The organism is Protofrankia sp. CiP1_Cm_nod1 (assembly GCF_920888515.1).
In the GTDB taxonomy this organism is placed as follows: Bacteria; Actinomycetota; Actinomycetes; order Frankiales; family Frankiaceae; genus Protofrankia.
Genome location: NZ_CAKKTM010000326.1, coordinates 46,510 through 60,378, shown reverse-complemented (window position 1 = coordinate 60,378; position 13,869 = coordinate 46,510). Strand labels below are relative to the sequence as shown.

Here is a 13,869-nt window from a genome sequence, read left to right as displayed (position 1 = left end):
GCGCCACCCACCTCGGCCGCCCCGCCGTCCGCGCCGGTGGGCGCCGCGGCCGGGCCGCCCGCGGCGCTCGACGACGAGCTGATCACCGCCGGTGTGCCTGCCGTTGGTGGCGGGTCACGCTCCCTGCCGCCGGTGCCCCAGATGCTCCCGCCCCACGTCACCCGGCCGACGGCGGTGGCGACGACCGGCGTCACGGCACGGCCGTCGCCACCGCGGACCGGCCCGCCCATCCAGCCACCGCCCGTCCAGCCACTGCCCGTCCAGACCGAGCAACCGCCACCGCCACCGGTCGTGCCGCTGGTCACAACGACACCGTCGACCGGTGTGCCGGTGCCCACCCAGGCGGCGGGCTCCTGACAGGAAGCCCGGCAGGGGCGTTGCGGCGGGTACGGTGGCCGGGCGGGTGGCAGCGCCGCCCAGGTGACCGGTGGGCCCGTTCGTCCGGAGGCGGCTGATACAGCGTCCTCATGGCCTGCCGGGCCCGCCGGGCCAGGGCGGCTGGCGAGTCGGCAGCGGCGCGGCCGTACCGCGTTCGTGCCACCGTCAGCGTCGTCGGAGGTCACAGATGCAGCAGGGGCAGGACACACGGTGATCAACGCCGGGACGGCGTCCTCGGCGCTGTCGGTGCGCTGCGCCGAGTGGACGTGGGAGCAGGGTGTCGACCCGATCGGCTCCGCCCTGGAGTGCGACACCTTCCTGCTCGTCGAGACGCCGCCACCGTGGCCGCGGGACGTCGGCGACATACCGGCCCTCGCCGACGTCGTGCCCGGCCTGCCGCGCGGTGCCCGGCTGCTCGCCGTCGCACCGGCCGACGGCCCCGCCACGGCCGCCGGCAGCCGGGCCGCGACCACGGCGGAAGCGGACAGGGGCGAAGCGGGCAACGGTACTGATCGTGGCGGAGGACGGCGCGGCGTCCGAGTCACACTGTGGCGCCGCCGGAACTCCAACGGTCTCCAGGGCAGCGACCACATCGTCCCCCGGGAGCGCCTCACCGAGGGCATCCTCGGCCTCCTCGACCGTGACCGCGGCCCCGGCCTCGATGCCGTCCGAAATCATGATCGGAATGGTGGCCGCGGCCTCGGTGTGCGTCCGGGCCCTGGCCATGGTGCCGAGCCCGGCGCCGACCCGAGGCTCGGCCGAGGCCGGGACGACGCCGACGAGTGGCCGCCGGCCCGGCCGGCTCCCGCCGAGATCCTGCTGTGCGGCCATGGCCGGCGGGACCGCTGCTGCGGCCGGGCCGGCGCCCGCCTGCACCTCGAGGTGAGATCCTCCTGGCCCGGCGTGCGGGTCCGGCGGTGCAGCCACACCGGCGGCCACCGGTTCGCCCCGACCGGTTTCACCTTCCCGGACGGGCGGGCCTGGGGCTTCCTTGACGCCCCGGCCCTCGACGGGATCGTGCGGCGCGCCAACACCCCCGCCGAGCTGCGCGGACGGTACCGGGGGAGCACCGCGCTCGACCAGTGGGGGCAGGTGGCCGAGCGGGAGCTGTTCGAGCGTTTCGGCTGGGGCTGGCTCGACCACGAGCTCACCGCCTCCCGCACCGAGGTCGCAGCCAGCGGCCGACTGGCAACGGTGGAGCTGGCCTGGCAGGGACCGACCGGCGCCGCAACAGCCACCGCGTCCGTCGCGGTGGTCCGAAACGTCCCCGTCCCGCTCTGCGGCGAAGCCCTGGACCACGCCGAAAAAACCAGCCCCGAGCTGTCCCTGCGCTCAATCGAGATCCGACGGACCCGCGGAACTCAGGGGCCGAGGATGGAGAACGACGCGACGGCGACGGCGGTAAGCAGGCCGTAGGCGAGGCCGGTCAGACTGATCTGGCCGGTTCCGGCTGCCGGTAGGTCTACGACGAACGCCACCCCGATGATCATCGCGGCCAGTGCGATCGGCACTGTCGCGGCTGGCCGTCTGCGATGAGTCAGCAGCGACCACAGGACGACGAGAGCGGGCGCCATGTTCTGTAGCACGATGGCCATGGCGACCGGCAGGCGTGCGATAGCCAGGAACAGGGCGGCATTGGCGGTGCCGACGGCCAGCCCGAACATGAGGGTGTGCCCGAACCGGGAGTGTTTCCACCGACAGGCGCTCGATCGCCGTCGCGGGTGTGCCAGACATAACTGAACAGGCCGAGGCCCACGGCGGTGATGTAGGTCCGTGCCTCCACCAGTTCGAGGGGGTTGACCCGCACGGCGGCGCCGCGGTCCTGGGCCGCGTGCATGAGCCCGACGCTGGTGTCGGTGGCCGGGTCGAGCCGGTCGAGCTCGTCGACGACGAGGACGACGTTCATCGCGGCCTCGACCGGGGCCCGGTGCGGCCCGGTGGTTGTCATCGGTTGCTCCTGCTTTGGGATGTGCGGGTTCAGCCGACAGCCGGGCGGCGGCCAGCAGAGGGACGGCCGCTACTACGCGGACGCCTGGTCGGACCGGTGGTCCTGCTCGCGGCGAGCGGCGGTCGCGATCGCGTCGTCGACGGTGGCGATCTCGGGATCGGTCCAGTCGGTGTGCGCCTGGGTGGTGTAGAAGCGGACCTCGTGACCGTCCGGGTCATGAGCACCGGGCAGAATCCAGCCGATCGTGGCGAAGTGCACGCCGGCATGGGCTTCGCCCAGTGCTGTGAGCCGCCGCGCGAGCGCCTCGAGGGCCGCCCTGGTCGGCACACCGATCGAGAAGTAGTCGAAGCCCGCCGCGCGGGCGGCTCGCTCCGGGTCCAGCCGCAGGCCGAAGGCCGGCCCGCCATTGGGGTGCACCATGACCACCCCCATCAGGACGCCGTTCTCGACGAACTCGGTGCTGATCTCGTAGCCCAGACGGCTCTCGTACCAGGTACGCGAGCGGTCCAGGTCGCTCACCGGGAGCTTGACGTGATGCACCCCGTCGAGCTCTGGCGCGACAGTGTTCGTCACGGCGGACCCCCGAGTTGTGTATAGCGCAGATGCAAAAATGCAGTCCAACTGTATTGCAGTTAGACTGCATCGTATGATGAGTGATGTCAAGGGCCTGCGGGCGGCCCGGGTCGCGGAGACCGAGGAGCGGATCCTGGCCGCCGCCCACGAGCTGTTCGTCCGCGACGGGTACGCGGCCACCACTCTCACCGCGGTCGCCGACGCCGCCCGCGTCGCGCCTCGCACGGTCTACGTGCGCTTCGGAACCAAGGCCGATCTCCTGCGGCGCGTCGTCGACGTGGCCATCGTCGGTGACACTCAGGACCTCGACGTGCAGAGCCGTGAGTGGTACCAGGCCGCGCTCGTCGCGCCCACCGTCGACGAACGGATCGGCCTGCTCGCTGACGGCAGCGCCGCGCTCATGGCCCGCGCCGGCGACGTGTTCGCCGTCGCGCAGCAGGCCGAACCTCTCGAGCCCGTCATCGCCGCCGCGGCCCGCGCCGGACGCGCGGCGACCCGAGACTCGATGCGCTCTTTCTTCACCGCGCTGCGCGACGACGGACTACTTCCCGCCGGCGTCGACCTCGACTGGCTGTGTGACACCGCCGGCGTGCTCGCGCACGCCAACACTTATCTGCTGGTCCGCGAAACCCTCGGCTGGACCACCGACCAGTACCGAACGTGGCTACGCGCCACTTGGCAGCGCCTTATCGCCGCCGCGGCCACGCCGGATAGGTGAGCAGCCCGCGCCGAACCCCAAGCAGCCGGGAGCCGGCGAGCTGCTTGCGACCCGACGGCTGCTGCTGTACCGTCCAGCTTCGAAGGCTCCCGGTCCACCTCTGCTCTGCATGCCGCCCGGAGCACGGTATTTTACCCGGCCGTTGCGCTTCCAATCTGGATCTTCACGCCGCGTGCCTGTTCGCTGTTACATAAAGATCAAATATCTCGTACCCGCCTGATCCTGACATCGCAGGACCAGAGTCCGCACCCGACTGCGGTCAAGCGCACTGAAGTGCGCGAAAACTGTTGACACGGCGCGCGGCGTGTCGGAGGGCTCAATGACCTGATCGTCGGAGCGGTGGACTGCTCTGCCTCCGGCCCTGTTGACAGTCGATGCCAGTACCTCACCGGCGTTCCGGGCGAGCCGGCCCGGGAACGGCGCGGCGTCCAGGTGCTGATCGATGGCGGAGGGAAGGCTGCCTTCGCGCCGTGATCACGTACCAGGCGGTCGCGGAAGAGCAGGGTGAGCACGTTGCGGGTGAGGCTGGGGCTGTCCGAATCGAGTAGTCCCGAGGGCCGGGCGAGCAGGCCGAAGCCGTCGGGATAGGCGAGAACGTCGCCCAGCCGGTTGGTGACGAACGCGATTCCTGGTTCGAACAGTCCTACCGGCCAGACCACACCGGCCCACTGCGCCGGCCTCGTTCCGGCCCTGATCTGTCGGATCCGGTGGGCATCATGTCCGGTATGCCTTCCCCGGCCCACGAGACGCCGATCGAACTGGTCCGGCTCGATCCGTCCCTGCCCGACTGGGTACAGACGCTGCTCGGCGACGACACCCCGGCCTTCGACCATGCGCGGCTGTATGACCCGAACGTCCGCCCGCGGACCTACCAGGCGGACGCCATGGTGCTGCTCTACGGGCCCGACGGCAAGCCGCTGCGCGCTGTCGTCTTCGAGGTGCAGCGCGGCCGGAATCCGGAGAAACTCGCTTCCTGGAAGCTCTATATCGGGCACCTCGAGCGGGAGTTCGGGATCAAGGCCTCACTTGTGGTCTTCTTCCCCGATCCGGCCGTCGCGGACTGGTACAGCAGGCAGATCGCGCAGGACACCGTCAGCGGCGCGCAGCTTCGACCGCGGTCCGTCAAGCCCGCCAACGTGCCGGCGATCGTCGATGAGGAGCTGGCGGCCGCCTGGCCGGCGCGGATGCTGCTCTCCGCGATGTGCCATCTCGCCGATGCCGACGTCGATCTGATATTCCCGGCGCTGCTGGCTGCGCTGCTCACGTTGGCGCCGGACGCGAAGATCTTTTATCATAATGTGACGGTGGCCAGGCTGACCGCGGCGGCCCGGGCCCGATGGGAGGAGTTCCTGATGACCACGGCCGTCGGAAAGCGCTACTACGACGACATGCTGAACGAGGTCGACGCCCGGGCTGAGGCACGCGGCGAGGCACGCGGTGAGGCACGCGGTGAGGCACGTGGTGAGGCACGTGGTGAGGCACGGTCGGTGCTGCTGGTCCTCGAGAGCCGCGGCGTGCCGGTGCCTGCCGCGATTCGGGAGCGAATCCTGGCCAGCGTCGACACCGGTCAGCTCGACCTGTGGCTTCGCCGCGCGGCCACGGCGACCACTGTCGAGGACGTCATCCGGGACTAGTGGCAAGGGGCTCACGCGCAGGCCGCGGCCGGGCAGGAGTGCAGCGCCCGCGTGATCCTGGCGGGGCGGGCGACAGACGCCGGTCGGCAGGCGGTAGGAGCGGTGTCACGCTTCAGCACGCCGGCTCCCCACGGCGGCTGGGATCGCGTTGGTATCGTTTTCCCACGGAGGCTGTTATCGATCAGGCTGGCCGGATCGTGCTGCCCAAGTCCATCCGTGACACGCTGGGCCTGCTCCCGGGTACGAGGGTGGACATCTCGCCCTACGGCGCTTGAGTGCAGGTCGTGCCGGCCGGCAGGACCGCGCGCCTCGTTGAGGAGAACGGCGTGCTCGTGTCGGCCGGCGACACGCCTGTCGATGACGACATCCTGTTCGGCCTCATCGACGCGGGCCGCCGGTGACCACTGCGGTCGACACGAGTGTCGCGGTTCCCCTCCTGGTGCGCTCGCATACGCATCACGTGGACGTGGTGCGATGGTGGGCCGGGCAGGAGCTCACGCTGAGTGGGCACGCTCTCGCGGAGACCTACTCGGTACTCACCAGAATGCCGGGTGACGCGAGACTGTCCGAGCCGGACGCCGCCAGGCCGACGAGCGCCTCGCGGAGGTCGTCCCATGCCTCCTGCTCGGTCGCGCCCTCGCCATGAGCGCCCACACCTGGTTGCCAGTTCGTCCCGCGATGACGCCGTGCCGACGCCCGGCGCGGTCGCGGCGATGGCTGCCGGCAGCCGGGTGTGTCCGGGCCTGGCGCAACAAGCTCGGTGGTCTCACCTTCGAGGTGGTCGAACGCCCAGGCACTGAAGCGGGACGGGGTGTCGAAGGGCCGGGGTCGTTCTCGGTTGACGGCGCGTAGGTTCTTAGTTGACGGCGCGCAGGGTGGCGCCGCGCCTTGCGCGCAGCCGGTCCAACGCGTCGGCGGTCGCGGCGTCGGCGGGAAGGAATACCACCATCTGCTGGGCGTCGGTGGGCGGAAGCTCCATCGTCTCACGGTCGAACCGCAGCTCACCGACCGTCGGATGGGCCCACCGCAGGACGCCGCGCGACGGCAGCGCGTACTGGTTCAGCCGCCGGGTGAAGTCGTCGCCGGCGATGGCGCCGAGCTCCGCCCTGAACTGGGCGGAGCGTTCGGCGGACGGGCCGAGCCACAGGTCGAAGGCCCGCTCGTCAGCGACGTGGTCCCAGTCCGGGAAGACCTCGCGGGCGCGCCTGTCGGTGAACACGAAGCGGGTGAGACTGGGGCTGTCCGAGTCGAGTAGCCCCGACGGCCGGGCGAGCAGGTCGAAGCCGTCGGTGTAGGCGAGAACGTCGCCCAGCCGGTTGGTGATGAACGCGATTCCTGGTTCGAACTGGACGAGCAGCCTGAGTACCGCCGGCCTGACGTCCGGTCGGGGCTGGGCGAGCGGGCCCCTGCACACACCGCTGCCGATCTTTGTCAGGTACCGCAGGTGTTCCCGCTCGGTGACGTCGAGGCGCAGCGCGTCGGCGAGCGCGTTGACGACCGCGGGCGACGGGTTGCGGTCGCTGCCCTGCTCGATCCGGACCAGGTACTCGACGCTGATGCCGGCGAGCGTCGCCAGCTCCGACCGCCGTAATCCCGGGACACGGCGACGGGAGCCCGCCGGCAGGCCGAGCGTCTCGGGTCGGGTGGCATCGCGCCTGGCTCGGAGAAAGTCACCCAGCGGCGTACTCACACGGCCCAGTGTACGAACCGGGGCCATCGTGCACCTGGTGCGATGGTGGCCCTGCCAGGGCCAGCCTGTGCCCGGTCTGGCGGCCCGGGACGGCGTGGCCGACCGTTGTGACCATGAGCGGAACCAGCAGACTCGTCATCGTCGTCGGCAGTGTGCGGGAGGGAAGGTTCGGCCCGGTCGTGGCCGCGTGGGCCGCCGAACAGGCCGCCGCGCACGGGGGTTTCGACGTGGCGGTGGTCGACCTCGCCGAGTTCGAGATCCCGCTGTCCCTGCCCGCCGAGTCGCCGAAGTACGCCGGGGCCTCGTACCCGCGGCCGGCGGGTATGGCGACCCTGACCGCGCGGCTCGACGCGGCCGACGCGTTCGTCTTCGTCACTCCCGAGTACAATCATAGTTACCCAGCGTCGCTGAAGGCTGCCATCGACTGGCACTTCACGCAGTGGACCGCGAAGCCGGTGGCGTTCGTCAGCTACGGGGGCGCGTCGGGCGGTCGGCACGCGGTCCTGCACCTGGAGAACGTCCTCAGCGAGCTGCACGCGGTGACCATTCGTGACCGTCTGGCATTCCCGAACTATTTCGTGACCTGGGACGCGGGCCGGCCGGCCGACCCGGAAGCGCCCGTCTATGCCAAGGCGATGTTCAACCAGCTCGCCTGGTGGGCGGCCGCACTCCGGAAGGCGCGCGCCGAGGCACCCTATCCCGGCTGACCGCGATCGCTCGGCGTGACGGAGCCCGAGCGGCGGGGGCCGGCGGCGTCGCGGCGCGCCGGGTGCCGCTCGGACCGAGCACCACCCGGCCGCTCCGCTCCGGGCCGACGTCGCTCCCCTTCGCCCATCCCGAAGCGAAGAAGAGGATCATGATAATGAGTGTGTAAGTGGCTGCTGCGCCAGCCACTTACACACTCATTCCGCTGAAGGGGGTGTGGATCCCTGGGGGCGCTGGTTGGCCGTCCGTCTGCATGGCTGTGTGCACGCTGTCACCGGCCGCGGGTTCTGTCGCCTGGCTGACGGCGGGGTAATACTCTTACTTTGAGAAGTAGGAGGCATCGATGCGGATCACGTCCAAGGGGCAGGTGACGATTCCCGTGGAGATCCGGGAGAAGGCCGGTCTCCTCCCAGGCAGTGAGATCGAGATCGTTCTCGATGACGATGGCGTCCACATCGTGCGGGTGGAGCCGGGGCCGGGTGGCGGGCGTGGCCGGCGCATCGTGCGTCAGCTTCGCGGCACGGCCCCGCCGGGCATGTCCACCGATGAGATCATGGCACTGACCCGCGGCGAGTGACGCCCGTCCTGGTCGACAGCAACGTGCTGCTCGACCTGCTTAGTGACGACCCCCGGTGGGGCGACTGGTCAGCGTCCGCGGTCGCGGCGGCCGCGGACGAAGCACAGCTCGTCATCAATCCCGTGATCTACGCGGAGGTCTCCGTCCGCTATCCGCGGATCGAGGAGCTCGATGACACGCTCCGGCCAGAGGTGTTCCGACGCGATGTTCTTCCGTATCCGGCGGCCTTCCTCGCCGGCAAGGCATACACGCGTTACCGCCGTCGGAGCGGGACGAGGACGTCGCCCCTCCCGGATTTCCTGATCGGCGCACACGCCGCGGTTGCCGGCTACCGGCTGTTGACCCGCGACGCCGCCCGGTACCGGACCTACTTCCCGAAAGTCGACCTCATCGCACCCTGAGCGTTGATGACCGCTCTGATGCACGAGTTCGATCCTCGAGAGGGCGGCTCGCGATCATGCCTGGAGGTGGCTCGAGGGCCGCGCCGGGTGACAGTCAGCCAGATCCTGAGCGGCCCGACCCACCGGCCTGTCCATCGGATTACGGATGCTGCCACGATCATATGCGAATCATGGCATGACCCTGATGTTTCAGGTGAGCGATCTGGCTGGTGCTCGCCGTCGTGAGTTCCTGGATGCCGCGAAGCACGGCGAGGCGTCACCGCGTGACACCGATGGTGCCGTGCTCGTGATGCTCACGGCACGTCGTGTCGCGGCCCTGACCGAGGCGTCCGCTGTGGCCGTTCAGTTGTTCGCGGCAGAGGCGGCGCTGGCATCCGGCATCAAGATCACTCCTGCGGCCCTGGGTTCGTTGGCCTGGCTGGCGGAGTTCGACGTCGATGATCGACTCAAGGCGCTGGAGGAACTACGCGATTCGCTGGCGCTCACCGTGGCACAGGCCGATCCGGAACCACTGCGTGAAACCCTGCGTGCCTGGCAGACTACCGCCGCTGCGATGCGTGACCCGCTCCGTCGCGCGATACACAACGGTAGGCCCGGCGGCGACGACTTCGTCGACGTTCCCGAGCCGGTCGATGGCTGAATCGGACCCGGAACCGGGCGAGTACCCTGTCCGCCAACTGGTCTCGCGGTAGGTCATGGCCACGCGGCGACCAGCGCGGTAGCCACCTGCCGGCGGCAGGTGTCGAGGGTCCTGCCGAGCTGGGCGGGCACGGGCACGGGCGAAGTTCCGCCGCTGGCTAGAGCCACTCGTCCAGTTGGTCCCATGCGACGGTGACCTCGACGGGGTCGAGGGCGTCGATGGCCAGGATGTCCTTTTTCCGGAAGGTGACCTGCTCCATCGCGTAGGTGCCGTCCGATGTCAGGCGGAGCATCTCGACGGACACGGCAGGGCCGTCGTTCCGGGCGAGCCGGATGATCCAGTAGAAGCCGATGCCCGCCCGGGCGTAGCGGACCCGCTTGACGAGCAGATCGTCGGAGACGGAGCCGGGTGACACGATCTCGATGACGATCAGCGCGTCGGCGGCGGTTGGCTTGCCTTGCCACCGTCCCCGGCGTGAGTCGTCGAGGCATCGGAAGAGCGTCAGGTCCGGGCGGCGGAAGTGGAACGGCACCTCGGTGAGCAGGACGTCGATGTCAGCGCGGACCCGGTGACAGGTTCCCGTGCGCTGGTCGTGTTTGCGGGCGGCCTCGGCGAGTGCGTTGAGCAGGGCATGCTGGACTGCCAGGCGTCTGTCGCTGGGCGAGTGGCAGACGACGATCGTCCCGTCCGAGACCTCGATCCGTCCGGCAAGGTCTTCAGGGAGCTCCTCGTAGAGTTCGAGGGTCATCTCGGGCGTCTGTGCCGCGGCGCGCAGCCACGACCAGTCGGAAGCCCGCGGCGTCGCCATATGCGCCACGTTACCCGCCGCTGGCAGCGCAACCGCCGGACCTGACACCGTTGCCGGCGAGGCCGACTTCGGGAGATCACCAGGTCTGGAGCCTGCTGAGCTGGAGCGTTCGCTGCAGGGGCCGTTCGGCGTTGCGTACCCGGTCCGCTTCCACGCCGAAGCCCGCCGCCACGACGTCGGTGGAGCTGCGCAGCCCTGACCGCCAGCTCACCATGCGGGTGACCGCCGCGGCCACCACCGGCGCGGGGCAGGGCGCGAGGGCGGGCAGCTCGCCCGCCCGCCACCACGCCGCGAGGCAGCGCAGGGCCAGGGCGAGGCCGGTCGCCGGCAGCGTCGTCCGCCAGATCGCCGCCGCCACCGGATCCAGCTCTCCGAGCGGGGACGGCACCCGCGAGGATGGCTGACGCGTTTCCCCCCAGCGGCCTGTGCCCAGCAGCCGCGGGCCCGCCGCGGCGCCGAAGTACGGCAGGACCTCGTACGCGACAGGCCGTCGTCCCTCGAGGCCCCAGCGCAGCGAGTAGGTGTACTGGCGGTGTGCTGTGCGCAGGACGCCGGTGGTCACCTCAGGCACTTCTGGCATCGTCGGCAGGTGGTCCACGCTCATCTCCGTGGGGATCTCACCTGGCGGGATCTCCGCCGCGTACAGGGCGCCGAGCGGCCCGAACAGCCGGATGGCGGCGCCCAGCGGGGACTCCGGCGCGACGAGCGTGCGCACCGTTGCGCGGTCGGCCGTCGCTACCGCGCGCCACAGCCTGGCGGTGAAGTCGCCGCCGTCGACGCGGATGGCCGGCGTTCCGTGGCGCGCCGCCGATCGCTGGGCCACCGACGGCTGTGTGGCCGACGGCTGTCCGGCTGACGGGCGAGTGACGGATGGCCGTGCTGTGGACGGCGGGGCTGCCGGGGGCTGCTTCGCGGCCCGGGCTGCTGGGGGAGCTGTCCCGGGTGCCGCCACGGGTGCCGTCCGCAACGCGCCGTTTCCCCGCGATGCCGACGCCGGGGCCGGGGCCGGGGCCGATGCCGGGGCCGGGGGCTGCGGCGGGTGGTGTGCCGGCACGCGCGAGGGGAGGCAGCGTTCGCAGCCGAGCCGGTCCTTGGCGGCGACCAGCGGAGCCGGCTCGCCACACGACGGGCAACGTACGCGAGCGAAAGTGGACACCCCGAACATCCAGTGCAGGAGCAGGGGATAACGGCGTGGTCCGCGCAGCACGTCCACCGGGAGCTCCAACGCCGGCACCTCGACCACGTGCAGCCGAATCGGCCGGATGTCGATGCGCGAGCGATGCTTGTCCTCGATCTCGGCCAGCCGGCGCACCCGTTCGGCCCGGGTGGCCTCGGCCCGGGCGTCGAGCATGGCGACCCGGTCGGCGCCGGCGGTGGCACGCCGGCGGGCGATCGAGGCGAGCGCGTCGGAGTAGTAGCGCTCCACACGCCGGATCTCGGCGGCGCGCTCGTCCTCCGCGTCCTTGGCGATCACCGCTGACCGTACGGCCGCTCGAGCGTCGATCAGCCGGTATGCCTCGCGGACCGCTCGGACCAGGTCCGGCGGAAGGGCGATGGGACGACTGGCGGCGGGCGTGTCGTCCGCCTCCGGGGACTGGGCGGCCAGCGCACGCCACACGCCGTCGGTGATCTCAAGGCCGGAGCGGCCGTCCACCCAGCAGTCCATCCGCTCCTGGAAGCTGCTCTCCATCGACACGTCGAAGTGGACGAGCGCGCCGACCCGCAGGACGGGCAGCAGCACCCGTCGGGGCGGGCCGGCGGCGTCGAGACGGCCATGGTCGACCGGGAAGCGGTCGCGGGCGTGCGCGAGCAGGGTGTCGGCGCCCGGTGGGACGCGGGTGGGCCACGCCAGCGTGAGCCGACCGGCGTCCCCGGTGGTCAGGATGGCGTCGGCGGCCTGGTCCAGCGCCGGATGGCCGGGTGCGATGAGGGTGGCCCCGTCCTCGCGCGCGACCTCGGGGTCGCTGGTGACGAGGACCTCCTCCGGGAGGCTGAACGCACCGGCCAGGCGCTGCGGGAGAACGACGAGGCTGGCCTGGGCGCCTTCCTCCCACAACGCCCCTTCCCGCGTGGCGTAGCGCAGCCAGAAGCGCAGGGCGGGATCGGTGACCGGCATGGGAACTACTCCTGTTCCTCGCCACCGGCGAGGTCGTCGATGGCGGCCCGGCTGGCGAGGTAGTCGACCCGGGCCCGGGCGAGAGCGTCGCCGAGCTCCTCCATCCGCGCGTCGAACTCGCTGTCGTCCGCCGCCGTGACGTAGGCGTCGAACACCTGGTCGGCGAAATCCGTCTCGTCGTCGATGCGGCCGAGAATCATGTCGAGCTCACCGACGACCAGTTCGAAAAGATTGATTTTCGTCTCGAGGACGCGCAGGATCCGTTCCTCGATCGTTCCGCGTCCGACGAGGTTGGTCAGTACGACGTCATGGGTCTGGCCGACCCGGTGCAGGCGGCCGAGGCGTTGTTCGATCCGCATCGGGTTCCACGGCAGGTCGAGGTTCACCATGACGTGGCAGAACTGCATGTTACGGCCCTCACCGGCGGATTCGGTGGTGAGCAGGACGGGCACCTCGTCACGGAAGCGGCCGATCACCCGTTCCTTGTCGGCCCGGGCCAGGCTGCCGTGATAGACGGCCGCCGCTATGCCGGCCTCGACGAGCGCGGCCCGGGCCGTCTCCAGCGTCGGCCGGAACGCGGTGAACACGACGACCTTCTCGTCGCTGGCGAGACGGCGGCGCAGCAGGTCGATGAGGGTCCGGGTCTTGCGGGTGACCCCTATCTCGCCGGCCTGGGCGGCGAGGTCGGGCCAGCCGGCCTTCGCGAGTGTCGGGGCGAGCGCAGCCGGTGACGATCCGGCGTGGTGGGCCAGACCGCGAAGCGTGAGAAGCCGGGACGGCGCCGCGCCCCGGGCCTCGCGGCGGATCCGCGCCGCGACGGCCGCGTAGAGCGCGGCCTCCGGGGCGTCGGGGGTGATCAGAACGGTTTCGGCCAGCCGCTGCGGGAGGAGTACCTCGACCTCGCTGCGCCGGTGCCGGACCATCACCTGACGGGTCCGCGCCCGCAGCTCGGCGACATTGTGCACCTGCGCGACATTGTGCACCCGTGCGGCCGTCGGGGCGTCGTGCGCCGGACCGGTGGCGCCTGGTGCCGCGTTCCCGTGCCGGCGGCGGAACTCCGCCGCGGTCCCGAGCAGGCCCGGCGAGACCAGGCTGACCAGCTCAAAGAGATCCTCGAGCCGGTTCTCGACCGGTGTCGCCGACAGCAGCAGCAGGTAGCGGGCGCGCAGGGCCCGGGCCAGCCGGCCCGACGCGGTGCGCGGGCTACGGACCCGGTGCGCCTCGTCGATGATCACCAGGTCCCAGTCGCGCCCGGTCAGCGCGGTGCGCAGCGGGTCCCGCCGCGCCGTCGCGAGCGAGGCGAGAACCACCGGCCGGTCGGCGGCACCGACGTCCGCCAGGGACATGCCCGCGCGCGCCACGACGGACGGCAGCGCGAACTTGCGGTCGAGCTCCTCGCGCCACTGGTCGACCAGCCCGGCCGGAGCGACCACCAGAGCGGTGGACGCGAGTGCCCGCATCCGCAGCTCGGAGAGGATCAGGCCGGCCTCGATGGTCTTTCCGAGGCCCACCTCGTCCGCGAGGATGGCGCGCCCGTGCATGCGCCGCAGGACGGTGCCCGCTGTCCGCAGCTGGTAGCCGAAGGGCTCGAACCGCAGGCGGGGAACCGAGATCAGGCTGTCGAAACCGGGCTTGCTCCACACGCCGATCGCCTCGTCGAGCAGCTCCGACCACTCCGGGT

Annotated in this window: 15 protein-coding genes and 3 pseudogenes; 10 read left to right on the top strand and 8 right to left on the bottom strand. The window is 71.1% G+C overall.

Annotated features, from left to right (window positions below):
• Both NBX02_RS14835 and NBX02_RS14830 read left to right on the top strand, forming a co-directional pair.
• A pseudogene (locus NBX02_RS14835) lies at positions 1-357 on the top strand (hypothetical protein); the annotation flags it as partial.
• Between the two features lie 231 nt (positions 358-588).
• The gene (locus NBX02_RS14830; protein ID WP_250285482.1) at positions 589-1,794 is read left to right on the top strand and encodes a sucrase ferredoxin; all 1,206 of its coding nucleotides are present in this window, start codon (positions 589-591) and stop codon (positions 1,792-1,794) included.
• Here NBX02_RS14830 and NBX02_RS23255 read toward each other — a convergent pair.
• The 3 genes from NBX02_RS23255 to NBX02_RS14820 form a co-directional block, all read right to left on the bottom strand.
• Entirely contained in the window at positions 1,740-2,006 is a 267-nt protein-coding gene (locus NBX02_RS23255) for a hypothetical protein (protein WP_445548446.1), read from the bottom strand. The two genes, NBX02_RS14830 and NBX02_RS23255, sit on opposite strands and share 55 nt — an antisense overlap.
• The gene (locus tag NBX02_RS14825) at positions 1,916-2,326 is read right to left on the bottom strand and encodes a hypothetical protein (protein ID WP_250291798.1); all 411 of its coding nucleotides are present in this window, start codon (positions 2,324-2,326) and stop codon (positions 1,916-1,918) included. The genes NBX02_RS23255 and NBX02_RS14825 overlap by 91 nt, the downstream gene beginning before the upstream one ends.
• Positions 2,327-2,398: 72 nt before the next feature.
• Positions 2,399-2,899, bottom strand: coding sequence for a VOC family protein (locus NBX02_RS14820; protein ID WP_250285481.1), 501 nt, complete (start codon positions 2,897-2,899; stop codon positions 2,399-2,401).
• A 76-nt stretch (positions 2,900-2,975) separates the two neighbouring features.
• On the opposite strand from NBX02_RS14820, the gene NBX02_RS14815 reads away from it, so the two are divergent.
• The 4 genes and pseudogenes from NBX02_RS14815 to NBX02_RS23245 all read left to right on the top strand — a co-directional run.
• A complete protein-coding gene (locus NBX02_RS14815; RefSeq protein WP_250291796.1) occupies positions 2,976-3,617 on the top strand; it encodes a helix-turn-helix domain-containing protein in 642 nt (213 codons plus the stop codon).
• A gap of 716 nt (positions 3,618-4,333) precedes the next feature.
• A complete protein-coding gene (locus NBX02_RS14810; protein WP_250285477.1) occupies positions 4,334-5,251 on the top strand; it encodes a hypothetical protein in 918 nt (305 codons plus the stop codon).
• A 137-nt stretch (positions 5,252-5,388) separates the two neighbouring features.
• Positions 5,389-5,652 (top strand): annotated as a pseudogene (locus NBX02_RS23250) (AbrB/MazE/SpoVT family DNA-binding domain-containing protein).
• Positions 5,649-5,837: pseudogene (locus NBX02_RS23245) on the top strand (PIN domain-containing protein); the annotation flags it as partial. The pseudogenes NBX02_RS23250 and NBX02_RS23245, both read left to right, overlap by 4 nt.
• On the opposite strand, the gene NBX02_RS23240 reads toward NBX02_RS23245, so the two are convergent.
• On the bottom strand, positions 5,777-5,905 hold the full coding sequence (locus NBX02_RS23240) for a hypothetical protein (protein ID WP_445548447.1): 129 nt from the start codon (positions 5,903-5,905) through the stop codon (positions 5,777-5,779). The pseudogene NBX02_RS23245 and the gene NBX02_RS23240 sit on opposite strands and share 61 nt — an antisense overlap.
• A 202-nt stretch (positions 5,906-6,107) precedes the next feature.
• A complete protein-coding gene (locus NBX02_RS14800; RefSeq protein ID WP_250285474.1) occupies positions 6,108-6,941 on the bottom strand; it encodes a helix-turn-helix domain-containing protein in 834 nt (277 codons plus the stop codon).
• Positions 6,942-7,054: 113 nt separating this feature from the next.
• On the opposite strand from NBX02_RS14800, the gene NBX02_RS14795 reads away from it, so the two are divergent.
• The 4 genes from NBX02_RS14795 to NBX02_RS14780 all read left to right on the top strand — a co-directional run bounded on the left by NBX02_RS14795 (position 7,055) and on the right by NBX02_RS14780 (position 9,264).
• A complete protein-coding gene (locus NBX02_RS14795) occupies positions 7,055-7,648 on the top strand; it encodes an NADPH-dependent FMN reductase (RefSeq protein WP_250285473.1) in 594 nt (197 codons plus the stop codon).
• A gap of 341 nt (positions 7,649-7,989) precedes the next feature.
• Positions 7,990-8,223 (top strand): AbrB/MazE/SpoVT family DNA-binding domain-containing protein, encoded by a 234-nt coding sequence (locus NBX02_RS14790; protein ID WP_250291793.1) that lies wholly within the window; start codon positions 7,990-7,992, stop codon positions 8,221-8,223.
• A complete protein-coding gene (locus tag NBX02_RS14785; protein WP_250285471.1) occupies positions 8,220-8,624 on the top strand; it encodes a type II toxin-antitoxin system VapC family toxin in 405 nt (134 codons plus the stop codon). Before NBX02_RS14790 ends, NBX02_RS14785 begins: the two co-directional genes overlap by 4 nt.
• A gap of 145 nt (positions 8,625-8,769) precedes the next feature.
• The gene (locus NBX02_RS14780; RefSeq protein WP_250285470.1) at positions 8,770-9,264 is read left to right on the top strand and encodes a hypothetical protein; all 495 of its coding nucleotides are present in this window, start codon (positions 8,770-8,772) and stop codon (positions 9,262-9,264) included.
• A gap of 157 nt (positions 9,265-9,421) precedes the next feature.
• Here NBX02_RS14780 and NBX02_RS14775 read toward each other — a convergent pair whose 3' ends face one another.
• From NBX02_RS14775 to NBX02_RS14765, 3 genes are all read right to left on the bottom strand, one after another.
• Complete coding sequence (locus tag NBX02_RS14775) at positions 9,422-10,072, bottom strand: Uma2 family endonuclease (RefSeq protein ID WP_250291790.1); 651 nt, start codon at positions 10,070-10,072, stop codon at positions 9,422-9,424.
• Between the two features lie 76 nt (positions 10,073-10,148).
• A complete protein-coding gene (locus NBX02_RS14770) occupies positions 10,149-12,188 on the bottom strand; it encodes a hypothetical protein (RefSeq protein ID WP_250291788.1) in 2,040 nt (679 codons plus the stop codon).
• A 5-nt stretch (positions 12,189-12,193) separates the two neighbouring features.
• Positions 12,194-13,869: DEAD/DEAH box helicase (locus tag NBX02_RS14765; protein ID WP_250291786.1), on the bottom strand; the 1,676-nt coding region annotated here is incomplete at its 5' end.

Excerpts from the sequence above, each read along its gene's own strand:
- NBX02_RS14780 (WP_250285470.1), top strand. The coding sequence starts at position 8,770 with ATGCTGCCACGATCATATGCGAATCATGGCATGACCCTGATGTTTCAG.
- NBX02_RS14815 (WP_250291796.1), top strand. The coding sequence starts at position 2,976 with ATGAGTGATGTCAAGGGCCTGCGGGCGGCCCGGGTCGCGGAGACCGAG.
- NBX02_RS14825 (WP_250291798.1), bottom strand. The coding sequence starts at position 2,326 with ATGACAACCACCGGGCCGCACCGGGCCCCGGTCGAGGCCGCGATGAAC.
- NBX02_RS14810 (WP_250285477.1), top strand. The coding sequence starts at position 4,334 with ATGTCCGGTATGCCTTCCCCGGCCCACGAGACGCCGATCGAACTGGTC.
- NBX02_RS14795 (WP_250285473.1), top strand. The coding sequence starts at position 7,055 with ATGAGCGGAACCAGCAGACTCGTCATCGTCGTCGGCAGTGTGCGGGAG.
- NBX02_RS14775 (WP_250291790.1), bottom strand. The coding sequence starts at position 10,072 with ATGGCGACGCCGCGGGCTTCCGACTGGTCGTGGCTGCGCGCCGCGGCA.
- NBX02_RS14770 (WP_250291788.1), bottom strand. The coding sequence starts at position 12,188 with ATGCCGGTCACCGATCCCGCCCTGCGCTTCTGGCTGCGCTACGCCACG.
- NBX02_RS14790 (WP_250291793.1), top strand. The coding sequence starts at position 7,990 with ATGCGGATCACGTCCAAGGGGCAGGTGACGATTCCCGTGGAGATCCGG.